We start from the raw sequence: 15,138 nt of genomic DNA, 5'->3' as shown, positions 1-15,138 counted from the left end.
GACTTCCCATGGGAAGAAGCCGCCGAGCAGCGAGTAGCTCGCCGACGGTGACACCGCCACGGTCATCAAGACCCTGAAGGTCAAGGGCAGCCCGAGCCGGATCAAGGCGGGCACCAAGGTGCGCAACATCCGCCTGGTCGACGGCGTGGACGGCCACGACATCGACTGCAAGGTCGACGGGTTCGGCGCCGTGCAGCTCAAGTCCACCGTGGTGAAGAAGGTCTGACCGACACCTTGGTGCAGGCGTCCTCCCCGGTGGCGGGATTCGAGCGGCTTGGTTCCTCGCATCCGGGTTAGGAGCGCCCGGTGCCGCAGGCGAGGATGGGGCGCATGTTCTTGACGAGCGGGTGGATGCGACGCGCCGAGCTCCGACCGGTGGGGACGTGCCGTTGTGTCGGGGAGGGAACGGCAAGGAGGGTTCGAACGTGTACTACTCGCTGACCAGTCCGCAGGTCGTGGAGCTTCTCCGGGTCGCACGGACCATCCTGTCCGGGGTGCTCGCCGGGCAGGCCGAGCTGCTGGCCGACCTTCAGGCCGCGCAGGGTGAGGGTGAGGGAGAGCCGTCGTCGTAGCGACCCGGTTGAAGTGACGCGCCCCACGCCTCCGCAGGGTCCCTCAGCCCCAGCGCGGGGCCGCCGGCCGTTGTGGCTGCGGCCCCGCTCCGGTGTGTGGGTCAGGACGGGTCGCCGTACTGGAGGCCGCGTCCGTTGGTGCCGACGTAGACGCGGCCGTAGGTGTCGGGGTCGCCGGTGATGACGCCGACGCCGCCGATGGCGCCCCACTGGTGGGCCTTGTCGTTGACGCGGAGCCAGGTGGCGCCCTTGTCGGTGGAGCGGAAGACTCCGGTGACGTCCTTGACAGTGCCGATCAGGTATAGGGCCTGGTAGCTGGTGCCCGGCTTGGCCTTGCCGAAGCCGAGGGCGGAGGCGGACTGCACCGACCTGAGCGTGGTGAAGGTGCGGCCGCCGTCGGTGGAGTGCAGCAGTCCCTTGCCGTAGCCGGAGATCCACAGGTCCCCGGCGATGCCGGGGACGGCCTTGAGCCGGCCGTCGGTGGGCAGGTTGCCGGCGCGGGCGGTGAAGGTCGCGCCGCCGTCGGTGCTGGCGTAGAGCGTGCCGCCGGACAGGGAGTAGAAGGTCCTGGCCGAGGAGCGGTCGGCGACGACCACGGCGCCGGTGCCCAGACCGCCGACCCTCGACCAGCTCGCGCCCTTGTCGGTCGAGCGGTACGGGGCCTGACCGGCCTGGGTCCAGACGATGGTGGAGCCGTCCGCCGCGAGCGCGACATGGCCGTCCTGGGCTTCGGCCACCGGCTCTGCCTTGAAGCCGTTCCAGCTGAGGCCGCCGTCGGTGGAGTAGGCACCGTCCTGCGCGCCGCCCCGGCCGACGCGGACCATCATCGAGGGCTTGGACTGGGCGAAGTCGATGTCGGTGCTGTTGGTCATCATCGGGTTCTTCAGCCGCCCGGAGGGCACCTTGGTCAGGGAGTCGTGCCGGAAGCCGCCCTGGTCGCCCATGGAGGTGATGACGGTGGCGCCGCCGGGCGGGGCGATCGCGTCCAGCAGCGCGGTCTCCTCCAGCCCTCGGGCACCCATGTGCCAGTGGCTGGTGCCGCCGCTGTCGGAGGCGTTCGCGTCCTTGCTGCGCAGGATGCCGTTGCCGGTGCCGTACAGCACGTGCCCGGAGTTGAAGGGATCGATGGCCAGGGCGGTCATCCAGTGCCCGGTGTGGGTGCCGACGTAAGGAGCGGCGGAGGCGTCCCGTACCGACTTGTCGGCCAGTGCCTTCCAGGTCGTGCCGCCGTCGGTGCTGCGGTAGATCTCGTCCTCGGGCCACCAGCGGCCGAGGGTGGTGACCATCACCGTGGAGGGCTTGCGCGGGTCGACGGCCAGACCGGAGAACCCGTAGCTGCCCTGGGACGGGGAGATGTTCTTCCACGCCCCGCGGTTCGGCGTGTACTTCCACACCGAGCCCGCCGTCACACCGTTGGGTCCGAGGGCGTTGGTGTACGTCAGGTACAGCGAGCCGTCACCGGAGAGCACGCCGTGCTGCGGCAGCTGGCCGGTGGGCTGCCCGGAGACGGCCTGCCAGGTGCTGCCGCCGTCGGTGGAGCGGTACAGGGAGGTGGACCTGTCGTTGACGCCGACGTAGATCGTCTTGCTGCCGGCCGGGCCGTACGTCACGAAGGAGATGCCCGCGCCGCTGCCCGCCCCGTCCTTGACGGGGAACGAGGGGACCTGACGCCATGTCACGCCGTAGTCGGTGCTGCGCCACAGGCCGTTCTTGCGGGTGCCCAGCAGCAGGGTTGCGTGGTTCGCGGGGTCGACCACCAGCCGTTCGCCCGCCCCGCGGCCGTCCTCGTTGCCGCCCAGCTTGAACGGCAGATCGGTGCGCTTGAAGGTGCGGCCCCGGTCGGTGGAGCGCAGGATCGCGCCGTTGCCCGCCCAGTCGTTGGTGTAGGTGCCGGCCCCGAGGTAGAGCCGCTTGGGGTCGACGGGGTCGGTGGCCAGCGAGTCGATGCCCAGCAGGTTCCAGTCCTTCTCACCCAGCCAGTCGGTCAGCGGGATCCACTGCTCGGCCCCGGTGTCCCAGCGGTAGGCGCCGCCCATGTCGGTGCGCGCGTACAGCAGGCCCTTCTCCTTCTGGTTGAACACCAGCCCGGTGACGTAACCGCCGCCCACCACCTGGGCGTTCTTCCACACATACGGTCCGGCCGCGGCCGCGGTCTGCGCCCCGCCGGTCCCGGACGTCTGCGTCTCAGCCGTCTTCACCAGCTTCCACTGCTGGTTGGTGCTGCCCCGGCTCGGGTACTGGACGACTGCCGCGCCTTGGGCCGTGGAGCCCCCGGAGACGTCCAGGACCTGGCCGCTCCTGCGGGAGGTGAGGGCGACGGCGTCGGAACCGCTCACATCGTCGATCCGCCACTCCTGTGAGGTGGCGGAAGTGTCGGTCTGCTGCTCGGCGGCGGCCCCCTGGGCGGTCGAATTGCCTGCTATGCCCAGCACTTTGCCGCTGTTGCGGTTCACCAGCTCGTAGTAGCCGTCGCCCTTGGACTTCAGCTTCCACTGCTGGTTGGCGGTGTTCTGGTCGGTCCACTGCTGGATACGGGTGCCGTCGGCCGTAGAGAAGCCGTTGACGTCCAGCACCTTGCCGCTGCGCACGGAAACCAGCCGGTAATAGGCGTCGCCGTCGACCGTCGCGGCCTGCGAGTCCTCCTGCGCGAACAGGAGATACGGCACGATCGCGGCGGGCACGCCCAGCAGCACAGCGGTGGCGGTCCAGCGACGGCGGTGACGCCCGCGGCGCCCGCCGTTCGTGGGGTTGTTCATGGGGAGGCGTTCTCCTTGCCTGCCGTTCACCAGAGGAAAAGCGAATCCGGGCACCGGAACTGGCCGGATCCGCTTCCTTGTCGTCACAGGCTCCGCACAGGTTGCCGCGCGCCGGGAACTTCTTTTCAGGGCACCTCCTCCGATCTGCGTCATTCCAGCCGCCGCCAGGCCCGGATCGGCGTTGCGGAAAGAACCTGCCGTGCCTTCCGGCCATCTCACAGAGGGGCGCATGACCTGTGGGAACCGTGCGATGCGACCAGAACCACCAGGGGAGAGAGCGTGTCGGCCATCAGCCGGCGGATGCACCTGGTGCTGCTTGCCGCCTGGACCATCCTGTGGTTCGCCGTGGTCCAGCCGCACGGAGGCTTCTCCTGGCACTACCTGCGTACGGGTGGGGAGTTGCTCTACGCGGGCTCGGGCCGGGCGGACGGCGGTCTGAACCTGTACGCCCACCACCCGGAACTGCAGATGGGCCCCGTCAGTTTCCTGGCGGCGGGCCTGTTCAACCCCTTCCCCGAGCCTGTCGGGCAGTTCCTGGCCGCCGGCGTGATGTCCCTGATCGGCCTGATCATCCTGGTGGTGGTGGGCCGCAGCGCCGCCTGGCACTTCCTGGGCACCGGCACCAATCACCGGCGGCTGCGCCAGCGGGTGCTGATCGCGGGCCTGGCCTTCATCCCGATGTGGATCGAGGTCGCCGTCCGGTTCGGCCACCTCGACGACGTTCTGGCACTCTTCTTCACGGCCCTGGCCGTACGCGCCCTCACCCGCGGCAACGCCGCCGCGACGGGCATCTTCCTGGCCCTGGCCATGGACTCCAAACCGACCGCGCTGGCCTTCCTGCCGTTGCTGCTCGCACTGCCGAGAAGGCAGTGGCTGCGCGCGGGTCTGTGGTGTGCGGGCCTGGTCGCGCTCGTCTGGCTGCCATTCCTCCTCCACGCCCCGCAGTCGTTCGCCGCGGCTGAGTTCACCATCCCCAACCAGCCTGCGTCCGCCCTGCGCTGGCTGGGCGTCGACGATTCGCGAACCCCGCCCTGGGACCGTCCCGCACAGGCCGCGGTGGGCCTGGCGCTGGGGTGCGTGGCGGTCCGGCGAGGGCGCTGGCCCGCCGTCGCCCTGCTCGGCGCCAACGCCCGGATCGCGCTGGACCCAGCGTCTACACGTACTACACCGCCTCCATCCTGCTGGGCACCCTGCTGTGGGACGTGATCGGGCAGCGGCGCCTGGTGCCGTGGTGGAGCTGGATCGGGCTGATCACCCTGTACGGCACGGTCTTCGTCGTTCCTCATGACGCGACCCGCGGCCTGATCGGCCTGGCCTTCGTCGCCGTCTCCACCGCATACGTCCTGTTCGGCCCGGTGCGAGACCGACGCCGCCGGCGCTCTCTGTCCCGTGGCGGGCGGGTGAGCGCAAGCCCTGCGAATGTTGCGGGGCGCGAATCGTGTGAGAAGTATTGACGCCGTTCGCCGGGTCTCTCATCATCCACTCTGCTCGATATGTCGACTCCGGTTCGGAATATCGAACGTACTACTTCTCAAGGATGAGAGGTCCCATGCGCGGACGTAGTTTCATCCGCAGACGGCTGTCTGCGGTGTTTGCAGTCCCGGTTGCGGTTCTGGCCTCGTTGTCGGCGATGCTCGTCGCCAACCCGGCTGAGGCTGCCACCACCGGCGCCGTGCGCGGCGTCGCTTCCGGCCGGTGTCTCGATGTGTCGGGCGCGAGCCAGACCGACGGCACGAACGTGCAGATCTGGGACTGCCACGGCGGGACCAACCAGCAGTGGACGCTGACGGACAGCAATCAGCTGACCGTTTACGGCAACAAGTGCCTGGACGTTCCGGGCCACGCCACCACGGCCGGTACCCGGCCGGTGATCTGGTCCTGCAACGGCGGTACGAACCAGCAGTGGCGGGTCAACGCCGACGGCACGATCGTCGCCGTGGAGTCCGGACTGTGCCTGGACGTGTCGGGCGCCGGTACGGCGAACGGTACGGCGGTGCAGCTGTGGAACTGCACCGGCGGCAGCAACCAGAAGTGGACCGGCCTGTCCGGGGCGGGCAGCACCTGTTCCCTTCCGTCCACGTACCGGTGGACCTCGACGGGTCCGCTGGCGCAGCCGGCCAACGGGTGGCTCTCGCTGAAGGACTTCACCACCGTGACGTACAACGGCAAGCACCTGGTCTACGGGACGTACTCCGACGGCAACTGGCACTCGATGGGCTTCGCTCCCTTCACGAACTGGTCGGACATGGCGTCGGCCGGACAGACCGGCATGAGCCAGTCCGCGGTGGCCCCCAAGCTGTTCTACTTCGCGCCCAAGAACATCTGGGTGCTGGCCTCGAACGGGTGGGGTACCCAATGGCCGTTCGTCTACCGCACGTCGAGCGACCCGACCAACCCCAACAGCTGGTCCGCGCCGCAGCCGCTGTTCACCGGCAGCCTCCCCGTAGGCGGCCCGATCGACCCGACCCTGATCGCCGACGACCGGAACATGTACCTGTTCTTCGCCAATGACAAGGGCGGCATCTTCAGGTCGACCATGCCGATCGGGAACTTCCCCGCCAGCTTCGGCTCGTCGTACACCACGGTCATGACCGACACGGAGAAGAACCTGTTCGAGGCGCCGGAGGTCTACAAGGTCCAGGGCCAGAACCAGTACCTCATGATCGTCGAGGCTCGTGGTGTGAATGAGGACCGCTTCTTCCGTTCCTTCACGGCCACCAGCCTGGACGGTCCGTGGACCCCGCAGGCCGCCACCGAGTCCAACCCCTTCGCGGGCAAGGCCAACAGCGGCGCCACCTGGACCAACAGCATCAGCCACGGTGATCTGGTCCGCAACAACCCCGACCAGACCATGACCATCGACCCCTGCAACCTGCAGTTCCTCTACCAGGGCCTGCCCACCAACACACCGGCGAACACCCCCTACGAGAGACTGCCGTACCGGCCGGGGCTGCTCACCCTGCAGCGCTGACCCGTAGCGGAACCCCAGCCGCACGGCGGCTGGGGTTCCGTCGGCGCTTGCCGTTCAGCCCTGCGGACCGGGCTACTGCCCGTCGGCGACGACGTCCCAGTGCTCGATGATCTTTCCGTCGACCACGCGGAAGAGGTCCACGACGACGTAGTCGGAGCTGAAGACCCACACCAGGTCTTCGTCGGCGAGGGTGTTGCCGAACCGGGTCCCGCCGCCTCCGGTACTGCTGGGCGAGGGGGCGCCCTGCGTGTTCTGCTGGAAGAACTGCTTCAGCGGAGCCGTTCCGCTCGCGGCCGCCGGGTTGTGCTGGTAGTACCGCGGATCCCAGCTCTTGTCGATCACGGTCGCGTCTCCGTCGGAGAGCTTGCGATACGCGTCGACCGCGAACTTCCGGTTCTTCTCCTCCTGTTCCTCGGACAGGGTCGGTTCCCCGTTCGGGTACCGGTACACATCGCTGAACAGCGAGTTCCCGCTGGCCGTCTTCGCCGGCACGGTCTGCGTGATGCCCCAGTGCTCGACCAGCTTGCCGTTGTCGACCCGGAACAGGTCGGCCTTGGCCTGGCCCGTTGCCTCGTTCTTCGGGGTGGCCGACGCGTGCCAGTGCACGGCCACCAGGTCACCGTCGGCGGCCACGTGCTTGACGGTCGCCACCGCGCCGGGAATCTTCGCCTTGACGTCCTTGAACTGCTTGATCTGCCCGTCGGCCCCGCCGGGGACCGACTTGTCGTGCTGCACGTAGTCGGCCGCGACGAGTTCCTTCACCACGTCGGTCTTGTCCTTGTTGAACGCCTCCGAGTACAGGCGCAGAACGAGCGCCTTGTTCCGCTCCTCGGAGGCCGACGACGAGCGGGCCGCGGCGGACGTCGTCGACGGGGCGGCCGGCTCGGTGCCGGACGTGCTGCTGCAGGCCGTCGCGAAGCAGGCCACGGCCACGGCAGCAAGCCAGGGCAGAGTCTTCCGGTATCTCACTCGAGTCTCCTGTGTACGGTCCTGCTTGGGGGGAGTCCCACCAGGCGCGGTTGGACAGGGCCCCTCCCGCACGGCCATCCCATCGCGTCAGCCGCAGACATCCACTCCGCCGACCAGTGGGGCCACCCCCGCCGACTGGCTGGATTCGGCCCATCCGAAAGGTGCACCCCGCCTCCGGCGGATCAGTCCGTCGGCAGCCGCAGCTCGGTCTCCGCACCCCCCTCCGGACGGTTGCGGAAGGTCAGGCGGGCGCCGAGCAGACGGGCCTGGCCGGTCGCGATGGTCAGGCCGAGGCCGGTGCCGCCGGTCCGGGAGCCTGTGCGGAAGCGCTGAGGGCCGGAGGTGTGCAGCACGGCGAGCAGATCGGCCGGGAAACCGGGGCCGTGGTCGCGGACCCGGACCGCTGGGCCGTCGACCTCCACCTCGGCAGACGGGGCGCCGTGCCGCAGGGCGTTGGCAGGCCAGGTTGGCCAGGATGCGTTCGACGCGGCGCGGGTCGGTGGCCACGACCGCGTCCGCCGCGACCGTCACCCGCACGCCCTCGAGCCCGGCGGCCGCACGCCGGGCCATCGCGCTCACCTCGCGCTCCTCGGTCTCCACCGCCGCCACCTGGGAGTCCAGGCGGGCCACTTCCAGCACGTCCTCCAACGGTGACACCCTCGCCCCGGGCATCTCCCATGTCTGGCTCGACGGCGTCCGCAAGGCCGGCCTCGACAAGTCCGTGCCGCAGATCGGCGCACCCTGGGCCAAGGGCTACGACGGCATGGGCGTCAAGGCCGCCGTCCTGGACACCGGCCTCGACAGCAGCCACCCCGACCTCAAGGGCCAGGTGCTCGCCACCAAGAACCAGAAGCTGCCCACCCGGACGTACCACCTGTCCACGGGCGGCGGCGCCGAGTGGTACTTCGACTTCCAGCAGTTCTCGCGGAAGAAGGACGCGGACGGTGTGCCCAGCGTGGAGGCCGAATCCACCTCCGGTGACTACCTGAAACTCTCCGGCGGCAAGACCTACCGGAAGGCGTTCGACACGGCGGTGTTCGCACCGCGGGTGGTCCCCGGGCTGTCCGGTGTCTTCCACGGCCCCGACGGAAGCTACGGCCAGCTTCCGCTCTTCGCCGACGGCCGGCGCAACGAGGCGGCGCTCCACCCTGACCTCGGTGCGCACGACGCTGTACCGCAACGGCCGGAAGGCCGCCTCGAACGCCGGCCCGCTGACCGGCGAAAAGGTGTTCAAGGTCCCGGCCGGCGAGGCCGAGTACACCCTGACCACGTCGGCCAGGCGCAGCGCCCGGGTCCAGGCCGCCTCCACCCGGGTCGACGCGAGCTGGACGTTCCACTCGAAGGCGCCGTCCAGTGGGCTGCCGACCGAACTGCCGGTCTCCACGGTGTGCTTCGCACCGAAGACGGGCCTGGACAGCCGGGTCGAGGTCGGCCGTACGGTCACCTACCCGGTCACCGTCGAGGGCGCGGCCAGGGGCCGCAACCTCAAGTCGCGGACGGTGTACGGCATCGACGCTGGCGCTCCGGCTGACCGGCGGTGCTCAGAACATCATGGCCGGGATTCCTGCCAAGAAGGACTCCGGTGCCCTGAAGAACCCGGCATGCCATCGGGATCCTTCGACACGCCCTCCGGCCCGGCGCCAGGCGTATCGCGTCTGTGCTGTCCAATTCCGCCGAATGTTTGGCCCGGATTAACCTCCAGCGGCTGCGTTCTGCGATCGGGGTCATTCGACCCGCCGAACACGAGGTCCGATTCCATTCGACCCGTCGAACGAAAGAGTCGACTACTACGCTCAAACGCCAGCTCCGACCGACAGTTGGACCTCAGCCCGTGCAGGTAAGGGCCCTGCACACAAGGTCTATTCACCACCCAGTCGATCACTCAGCGAATGGCTACCAACGGGTCCCGTCACCAATTCCCGGCCGACCGAGCCTTTCTGACGGTTACACGTGTCGTCGTGGCCATGGATTTGTCAGCGCCCCATATTCAAGGCGGTTTTCGGCCTGCTAGATTGACGCCCGCGTCTCAGAGACGAAGTCGGACAGACCCGGCAGTCTCGCTGAGGCGAAGACCCCCTATGCCTTCACCAAGGCCGTCTTCGGGTGCCCGGAAACCGCTGCGGATGAGATTCGCTGCGTCCCACCACGTCTCACGCCAAAGCTTTTCGGCATCCAAACCCCCCAACCCACTGGAAAGCGCACGTAAGTGATGAGATCCCTTCAGCGTTTCGGCCCCCCGCTGGCCATCTCCGCCATGGCGATCGTGCTGAGCACGCCCGGGCCTGCCGCCGCCGACGAGGCGACCGACGGCAAGGACACCACGTACTACATCTCGCTCGGCGACTCCCTGGCCTCCGGCTACCAGCCGGACGTCGACAAGGACACCGACGTCGCCTACACCGACCAGCTCTACGCGCAGCTCAAGCAGCGCACTCCCGGACTGAAGCACATACGCCTGGGCTGCACGGCTGAGACCACCGAGTCTCTGATCAACGGCGGAAAGTGCGACTACCCCAACGCCAAGTCCCAGCTGGACGCCGCTCTGAAGGCCATGGCCCAGCACAAGGGCAAGGTGGCCTACGTGACCCTCAGCGTGGGCGCGAACGACATCCTCCTCAACTGCGTCAGCCGCCCGGCCGGCACCCTCGACGGGGCGTGCCTGAACAGCCGGAGCGAGACCATGGCGAAGAACCTCGCCCAGATCGCGGGCGCGCTGCGCCAGGCGGGCACGGACAGCACCCAGTTCGTGGGCTCTGACTACCACAACCCGTTCCTGGCGGCCTGGCTGCAGGGCGCCGCGGGGCAGCAGGCCGCCAAGGAGTCCGCACCCCTGGTCAAGGCCGCCAACACGGGGATCGCCCAGGTGTACAAGTCCACCGGCTTCAAGGTGGCGGACGTGGCCGGGGCCTTCTCCTCGGACGACTTCACCACCCAGGTGAACGTGCCGGGTGCGGGTGAGGTGCCGGCGAACGTGGCCAAGATCTGCCGGCTGACCTGGGCGTGCACGAAGCAGGACCCGCACCCCAACGCCGACGGCCACAAGGTGATCGCGGGCGCCTTCGCGGCGCAGCTCACCGAGAACGACACGCCCGGTGCGGGAGAGTCCCCGGCCCCCAGCGAGCCGGCCACGCCCGGTGAGGGCGAGTCCCCGACTCCCGGCGAGACGACCCCGTCCGGTGAGGGCGAGTCCCCGACCCCCAGCGAGTCCGCCACGTCGGCGCCCGGCACCGACACTGGGGCGAACAACCCGAACGCGAACGGAGATCTCGCCGAGACCGGCGCGTCGAGCAACGCTCCCGTCCTCGCGGGTGCCGGTCTCGCGGTCGTGGCGGTCGGCACCGCCGCGGTCTACTTCGCGCGCAGGCGCCGTACGGGCGAGGAGAGCTGACGAGTAGCCAGTACACACGCCCCGGGCAGCGGGCCGCTCGCGATGTCGCGGGCGGCCCGCTCGGACTCGGGCCCCCTCCCCCCCCCCGGAAGAGTCGCCGAGGCCGCTGCCGCTGGGCCGCGAAACCACAGATTCTCGAAACGCGGTCGCGTACCCAGCGAGCAGGGCGGCGGGCGGACCAGGTGTTTGATCACCGCCACGAATCATCGCTCCAATCAATCCGGGCCGCTAAATCAATTGATTCATGTGACTGCACGAGCCGGCTCGGCTCATCAATCAAAGGCCGCGTGCCGCATGATGGCGCGGGAATCTGCCCGCCGCCTTCACGAGCTTTGTGGGCAGGCTGCCGCGACGTCCGGCCGGCGTTGCAGTGCGCTCGGCACGCGGTCCGCGTCGGGAGCGGTGATGCGCGGCATCCGCATGAGCCCGCACTGAATCCGGACTCCGGCAAAGAAACTGCAGGTCAGCACCGTCTCCGGGAGGGAGGCTGGGGTCGGGCAGGTGCTACGGACGCGCCAATAGCAGGAATCCGAGCAAGTGGCCCTTTGCGTAAGCGACTTGAGCGCCGTTTGCCCGGGGTGTGACCGGAGCCACCGAAAATGGGTCTCGCGATTTGAGACGCCTTGGCTGTGAGGTGCTCGCACCCGTCTCGAAAGGCGCTCCAGGTGTGCGCTCGACCTCTACTTAGGGCACACGGAGGGCACGGAACCCCCAAATTGGCCTAGACAACAACAAACCCCAGGCCGCTGACCTGGGGTTTCTCTCTGGAGCGGGTGACGAGAATCGAACTCGCGCTCTCAGCTTGGGAAGCAACGGCGCCTGGGTGGGATTCATCCCTCTGACCAGCGCAGATACCCGGTCCTTGGGGTGGTCGTGTGGGTCGGATTGCACCGCCGTTGACCGTGGTTTTCCGTCCTTACGGGCACGCGAAGGGCACGGAATCCCGGAAGGGAGGAGGCCGGCGCCACCGGGGGAGAACTCCGCACGGGCCGCCCCGTGCGGAGACCAACCCGTTTGGGCGGCGTTGCGGCTGCATAGCGCCCACAAGCATCGGGTGCTGGATTCCTCCGTCATACGCTCGTGGCTACGACGCCCCGTGGCGCCCCCGGTCGCGGCGGCGCAGGAAGAGCAGGCCGCCGGCGACGGCGGTGACGCCCGCGGCGGCCGTCCACCCGACGATCTCGCCGGAGCCGGTCGCGGCGAGGTCGCTTCCCGCGGCGGGGGAGGCGGAAGCGGAGGCCGACGCGGTGGCCGCCGTCTGGGGCCGCGCGTCGGAGGCGGCGCCCGAGGCCGGGGCCGAAGCGGCGGGCTTCGGGGTGGCCTTGGTGTCCGTCGCCTTGTCCCGCGTGAACGCCAGCGTCCCGAAGCCGAGCTGGTCGAACCCGCCGCTGTTGGGCCCGTAGTCCCCGCCGCCGCCCTCGGGCGCGGCCTTGGCGGCGATCTGCGTGAGGTACGTGGCGGACAGCCCGCGCCGCTTGGTGTAGTGGTTGGCGATCATGGCCCAGACCGGCCGCACATGCGTCGGGTCGGCGGGGGCGACCTGCGTGGTGAACTGGATCCCCGGCCGATTGTCCACCTGGGCGTAGGGCGTGTACGGCACCTTTCCGCCCAGGCTCCACTTGGCCACGTACTGAGCGCCCTTGAGGAAGCGGTTGTCGTCGTAGCCGTACAGGTCGATGCCCTGGTTCCAGGCCATCTCGCAGACGGTGCCCATCAGGCCGACGCCAAACAGCGAGTGCCCCTGGTCGCGCCCGGCCTCCATCCACTCGGCGAGCCCGTCGTCGTGCACGACATGGATGGCGTGCTTGATCGAGCCCATGCCGACGCCGTGCTTGAAGTACTCGACGGCCCGCTCGACCTTGGCCTGGTCGTCGCAGAAGATGCCCGTGGCCAGCACGCAGGCCATGTTGCACAGGTCCCAGTTGGGCCAGTAGTGGGGGGCGGCAGTGCCGTTGTTGTGGTTGACGAGAAAGTCCTCGCTCATCGAGTAGAAGACGTCCACCAGCATCTTCTGGAATCTCTCGAGTTCGAAGTCGCCGTGATCGCGGACGAGTTCGGCTGCGTTGGCGACCTGGTACCCGTATATCCCGGCGGCCAGGAACCGGTCGGCGCTGCCGTCGACTTTCGTCAGCTTCGCCGACCAGGCGTTGAGGATCGCGACGGCGGTGTCGGCGTGGGCGCTGTCGCCACTGACGTGGTAGCGCAGGGCGTTCTGGTACGCGGCGTGGATGTCGTTGTAGAGGATCCCGTAGTTCTGCGGCCACGTGCTGCGGGGGCGCAGTTCCACGCCCCGGTACACGATGGCCTGCGGGTTGGGCGTCCAGTCGCTCTGCGCATGCCGGTTGGCGGTCAGCTTCGCGTACCCGGCGGTGTAGGGGGAAGCGCCGGCCTTCACCTTGGCGGCCATACGGGCGAGGTCGGCGCCGGTGTGGAGGAGACCGGGGTGCGCGAAGGTCCCGCCCGCGGCCACCGAGGGGGTGGCGACGGTGGCGAGGCCGACGGCTCCGGCTGCGGCGCCCGTGGCCTTGAGAATGGTGCGGCGGCTGATCTGTCGTGTCACATCCATGCTGAGGAGACGGGCGGGGGCGACGCCGATAACGAAGACTGGACGGGCCGTGGTGCAAAGGGCCACCGGGCATGGCGGCCCGGCACCCCGCCTCGGGCGTGTAGCGCGACCAGTCCACGTCTCCGCGCGAGCCCGGTCCGGCGAGGACGAGGCGGTGCAGCTTCGCCCAGACCCGCGTGGAGCAGACCCGCGTGGCGCCCCACTCGGTGAAGCGTCGGTGCGCGGTCAGGCCCGATGGGCCGAAGACCGGCGGCAACTGCCGCCAGGTGCAGCCGGTGGTGGCCAACTGTGCCGAGGGTGCGGTCGACCGCCCCTGCTCCAGCCGGGTCAGGTAGTCCGTCGAGATCCCGGCGAGCCCGGCCAGTTCCTCGCGGCGCAGCCCGCTCGCCCCGCCGCCCCTACGGCTGATCACCCCACACACCAAGGGGGCCCAGGTCTCAGACCTGGGCCCCCTTCATGGAGCAGGTGACGAGAATCGAACTCGCGCTCTCAGCTTGGGAAGCTGCGATCATTTGAGGTCGATCTGGGCGCTGACCTGGGCCAACGGCCGAGGCGTGGCGTCGTCGGGCCCGGCTGCTTTCACCGTGGTTCCCCGCTGTTCCCCGCTCGATCTGGTGCGCTTGTGGTGCAGCCGCGATTCGCGCACCACGGCCGCACCTTCTGATCCGTAGCTCTACGGAGATCGGTCGGTGAGGGTCATACCGGTTGCGCGGGAGGGCCTGAAGGGGGCTGGGGATCTGAGGCGGTTGCAGGCGTTGCTGTATCCGGTTGCTGTACGCCTGCCTCCGCAGCACGGCGGAAGTGGGCGAGGTTGTGGCGGGCGTTGAGGGTCTTGGGGTGGTCGTTGCCCAGGAGACGCTCGCAGTCGGCCAGGACCTGCTCGGCCAGGTCGAGGGCGTCTTGCATGCGCCCGGCCACGCCGTAGGAGGCAGCGAGGTTGTGGCGGGCGTTGAGGGTGCTGGGGTGATCGTTGCCCAGGAGACGCTCGCAGTCGGCCAGGACCTGCTCGGCCAGGTCGAGGGCGTCTTGCATGCGCCCGGCATCGCGGTAGGAGTTGGCGAGGTTGTTACGGGCATTGAGGGTGTTGGGGTGGTCGTTGCCCAGGAGACGCTCGCAGTCGGCCAGGACCTGCTCGGCCAGGTCGAGGGCGTCTTGCATGCGCCCGGCATCGCGGTAGGAGTTGGCGAGGTTGTTAAGGGCATTGAGGGTGTTGGGGTGGTCGTTGCCCAGGAGACGCTCGCGGTCGGCCAGGACCCGCTCACGCAGGTCGAGGGCGTCTTGGGTACGCCCGGCATCGCGGTAGAAGTTGGCGAGGCTGTGGCGGGCATTGAGGGTGTTGGGGTGGTCGTTGCCCAGGAGACGCTCGCGGTCGGCCAGGACCCGCTCACGCAGGTCGAGGGCGTCTTGGGTACGCCCGGCATCGCGGTAGAAGTTGGCGAGGCTGTGGCGGGCATTGAGGGTGTTGGGGTGGTCGTTGCCCAGGAGACGCTCGTGGTCGGCCAGGACCCGCTCGCCCAGGTCGAGGGCGTCTTGGATGCGCCCGGCTTCGCTGTAGGAGTTGGCGAGGTTGTTACGGGCGTCGAGGGTCTTGGGGTGGTCGTTGCCCAGCAGACGCTCGCAGTCGGCCAGGACCCGTTCGGCCAGATCGAGGGCGTCTTGCATGAGCCCGGCTTCGCTGTAGGAGCTGGCGAGGTTGTGGCGGGCGTCAAGGGTGTTGGGGTGGTCGTTGCCCAGGAGACGCTCGCGGTCGGCCAGGACCCGCTCACGCAGGTCGAGGGCGTCTTGGATGCGTCCGGCATCGCGGTAGGAGTTGGCGAGGTTGTTAAGGGCATTGAGGGTGTTGGGGTGGTCGTTGCCCAGGAGACGCTCGTGGTCGGCCAGGACCTGCTCGGCCAGGTCGAGGGCGTCTTGGATGC

At 69.0% G+C, this 15,138-nt stretch carries 10 protein-coding genes and 4 pseudogenes; 7 read left to right on the top strand and 7 right to left on the bottom strand.

Going from position 1 to position 15,138, the window contains the following annotated elements; translation table 11 throughout:
• Positions 1 to 37: 37 nt before the first annotated feature.
• Positions 38 to 226, top strand: a pseudogene (locus tag FGD71_RS00755) (alkylphosphonate utilization protein); the annotation flags it as partial.
• 184 nt (positions 227 to 410) lie between these two features.
• A pseudogene (locus tag FGD71_RS50030) lies at positions 411 to 572 on the top strand (transcriptional regulator); the annotation flags it as partial.
• Between the two features lie 101 nt (positions 573 to 673).
• On the opposite strand, the gene FGD71_RS00745 reads toward FGD71_RS50030, so the two are convergent.
• The gene (locus FGD71_RS00745) at positions 674 to 3,328 is read right to left on the bottom strand and encodes an RICIN domain-containing protein (RefSeq protein WP_119098390.1); all 2,655 of its coding nucleotides are present in this window, start codon (positions 3,326 to 3,328) and stop codon (positions 674 to 676) included.
• A gap of 279 nt (positions 3,329 to 3,607) precedes the next feature.
• Here FGD71_RS00745 and FGD71_RS00740 point away from each other — a divergent pair, with 279 nt between their 5' ends.
• The 3 genes from FGD71_RS00740 to FGD71_RS00735 all read left to right on the top strand — a co-directional run bounded on the left by FGD71_RS00740 (position 3,608) and on the right by FGD71_RS00735 (position 6,299).
• Positions 3,608 to 4,534, top strand: a complete 927-nt coding sequence (locus FGD71_RS00740) for a hypothetical protein (RefSeq protein ID WP_420878219.1) — start codon at positions 3,608 to 3,610, stop codon at positions 4,532 to 4,534.
• Complete coding sequence (locus FGD71_RS50025) at positions 4,531 to 4,782, top strand: hypothetical protein (protein ID WP_420878218.1); 252 nt, start codon at positions 4,531 to 4,533, stop codon at positions 4,780 to 4,782. Before FGD71_RS00740 ends, FGD71_RS50025 begins: the two co-directional genes overlap by 4 nt.
• A gap of 95 nt (positions 4,783 to 4,877) precedes the next feature.
• Positions 4,878 to 6,299, top strand: a complete 1,422-nt coding sequence (locus tag FGD71_RS00735; protein ID WP_119098389.1) for a non-reducing end alpha-L-arabinofuranosidase family hydrolase — start codon at positions 4,878 to 4,880, stop codon at positions 6,297 to 6,299.
• 72 nt (positions 6,300 to 6,371) lie between these two features.
• On the opposite strand, the gene FGD71_RS00730 is transcribed toward FGD71_RS00735, so the two are convergent.
• Together FGD71_RS00730 and FGD71_RS00725 are read right to left on the bottom strand one after the other, a co-directional pair.
• On the bottom strand, positions 6,372 to 7,268 hold the full coding sequence (locus FGD71_RS00730; RefSeq protein WP_240436320.1) for a nuclear transport factor 2 family protein: 897 nt from the start codon (positions 7,266 to 7,268) through the stop codon (positions 6,372 to 6,374).
• A gap of 182 nt (positions 7,269 to 7,450) precedes the next feature.
• A pseudogene (locus tag FGD71_RS00725) lies at positions 7,451 to 7,916 on the bottom strand (sensor histidine kinase); the annotation flags it as partial.
• Between the two features lie 73 nt (positions 7,917 to 7,989).
• Between FGD71_RS00725 and FGD71_RS49570 the strand changes: the two are divergent.
• Positions 7,990 to 8,799, top strand: coding sequence for a hypothetical protein (locus tag FGD71_RS49570; protein WP_181359093.1), 810 nt, complete (start codon positions 7,990 to 7,992; stop codon positions 8,797 to 8,799).
• A 723-nt stretch (positions 8,800 to 9,522) separates the two neighbouring features.
• Positions 9,523 to 10,656 (top strand): SGNH/GDSL hydrolase family protein, encoded by a 1,134-nt coding sequence (locus FGD71_RS00715; protein ID WP_119098412.1) that lies wholly within the window; start codon positions 9,523 to 9,525, stop codon positions 10,654 to 10,656.
• A 1,084-nt stretch (positions 10,657 to 11,740) separates the two neighbouring features.
• On the opposite strand, the gene FGD71_RS00710 is transcribed toward FGD71_RS00715, so the two are convergent.
• The 4 genes and pseudogenes from FGD71_RS00710 to FGD71_RS00700 form a co-directional block, all read right to left on the bottom strand.
• Entirely contained in the window at positions 11,741 to 13,222 is a 1,482-nt protein-coding gene (locus FGD71_RS00710; protein ID WP_119098387.1) for an alginate lyase family protein, read from the bottom strand.
• A 64-nt stretch (positions 13,223 to 13,286) separates the two neighbouring features.
• A pseudogene (locus FGD71_RS48240) lies at positions 13,287 to 13,646 on the bottom strand (helix-turn-helix domain-containing protein); the annotation flags it as partial.
• An 84-nt stretch (positions 13,647 to 13,730) separates the two neighbouring features.
• On the bottom strand, positions 13,731 to 13,871 hold the full coding sequence (locus FGD71_RS47175; protein WP_162930980.1) for a hypothetical protein: 141 nt from the start codon (positions 13,869 to 13,871) through the stop codon (positions 13,731 to 13,733).
• A gap of 47 nt (positions 13,872 to 13,918) precedes the next feature.
• The coding region (locus FGD71_RS00700; protein WP_162930979.1) for a tetratricopeptide repeat protein at positions 13,919 to 15,138 on the bottom strand (1,220 nt) is incomplete at its 5' end.

Source organism: Streptomyces sporangiiformans (genome assembly GCF_005768555.2).
GTDB classification, from domain to species: domain Bacteria; phylum Actinomycetota; class Actinomycetes; order Streptomycetales; family Streptomycetaceae; genus Streptomyces; species Streptomyces sporangiiformans.
Note: the sequence above shows the minus strand (reverse complement) of the source record. Positions and strands in the feature narration are given on the sequence as shown.

What these genes read in the sequence shown, in the direction of transcription:
- FGD71_RS00745 (WP_119098390.1), bottom strand. Translation starts at nt 3,328, where the DNA reads ATGAACAACCCCACGAACGGCGGGCGCCGCGGGCGTCACCGCCGTCGC.
- FGD71_RS00735 (WP_119098389.1), top strand. Translation starts at nt 4,878, where the DNA reads ATGCGCGGACGTAGTTTCATCCGCAGACGGCTGTCTGCGGTGTTTGCA.
- FGD71_RS00715 (WP_119098412.1), top strand. Translation starts at nt 9,523, where the DNA reads ATGGCGATCGTGCTGAGCACGCCCGGGCCTGCCGCCGCCGACGAGGCG.
- FGD71_RS00710 (WP_119098387.1), bottom strand. Translation starts at nt 13,222, where the DNA reads ATGGATGTGACACGACAGATCAGCCGCCGCACCATTCTCAAGGCCACG.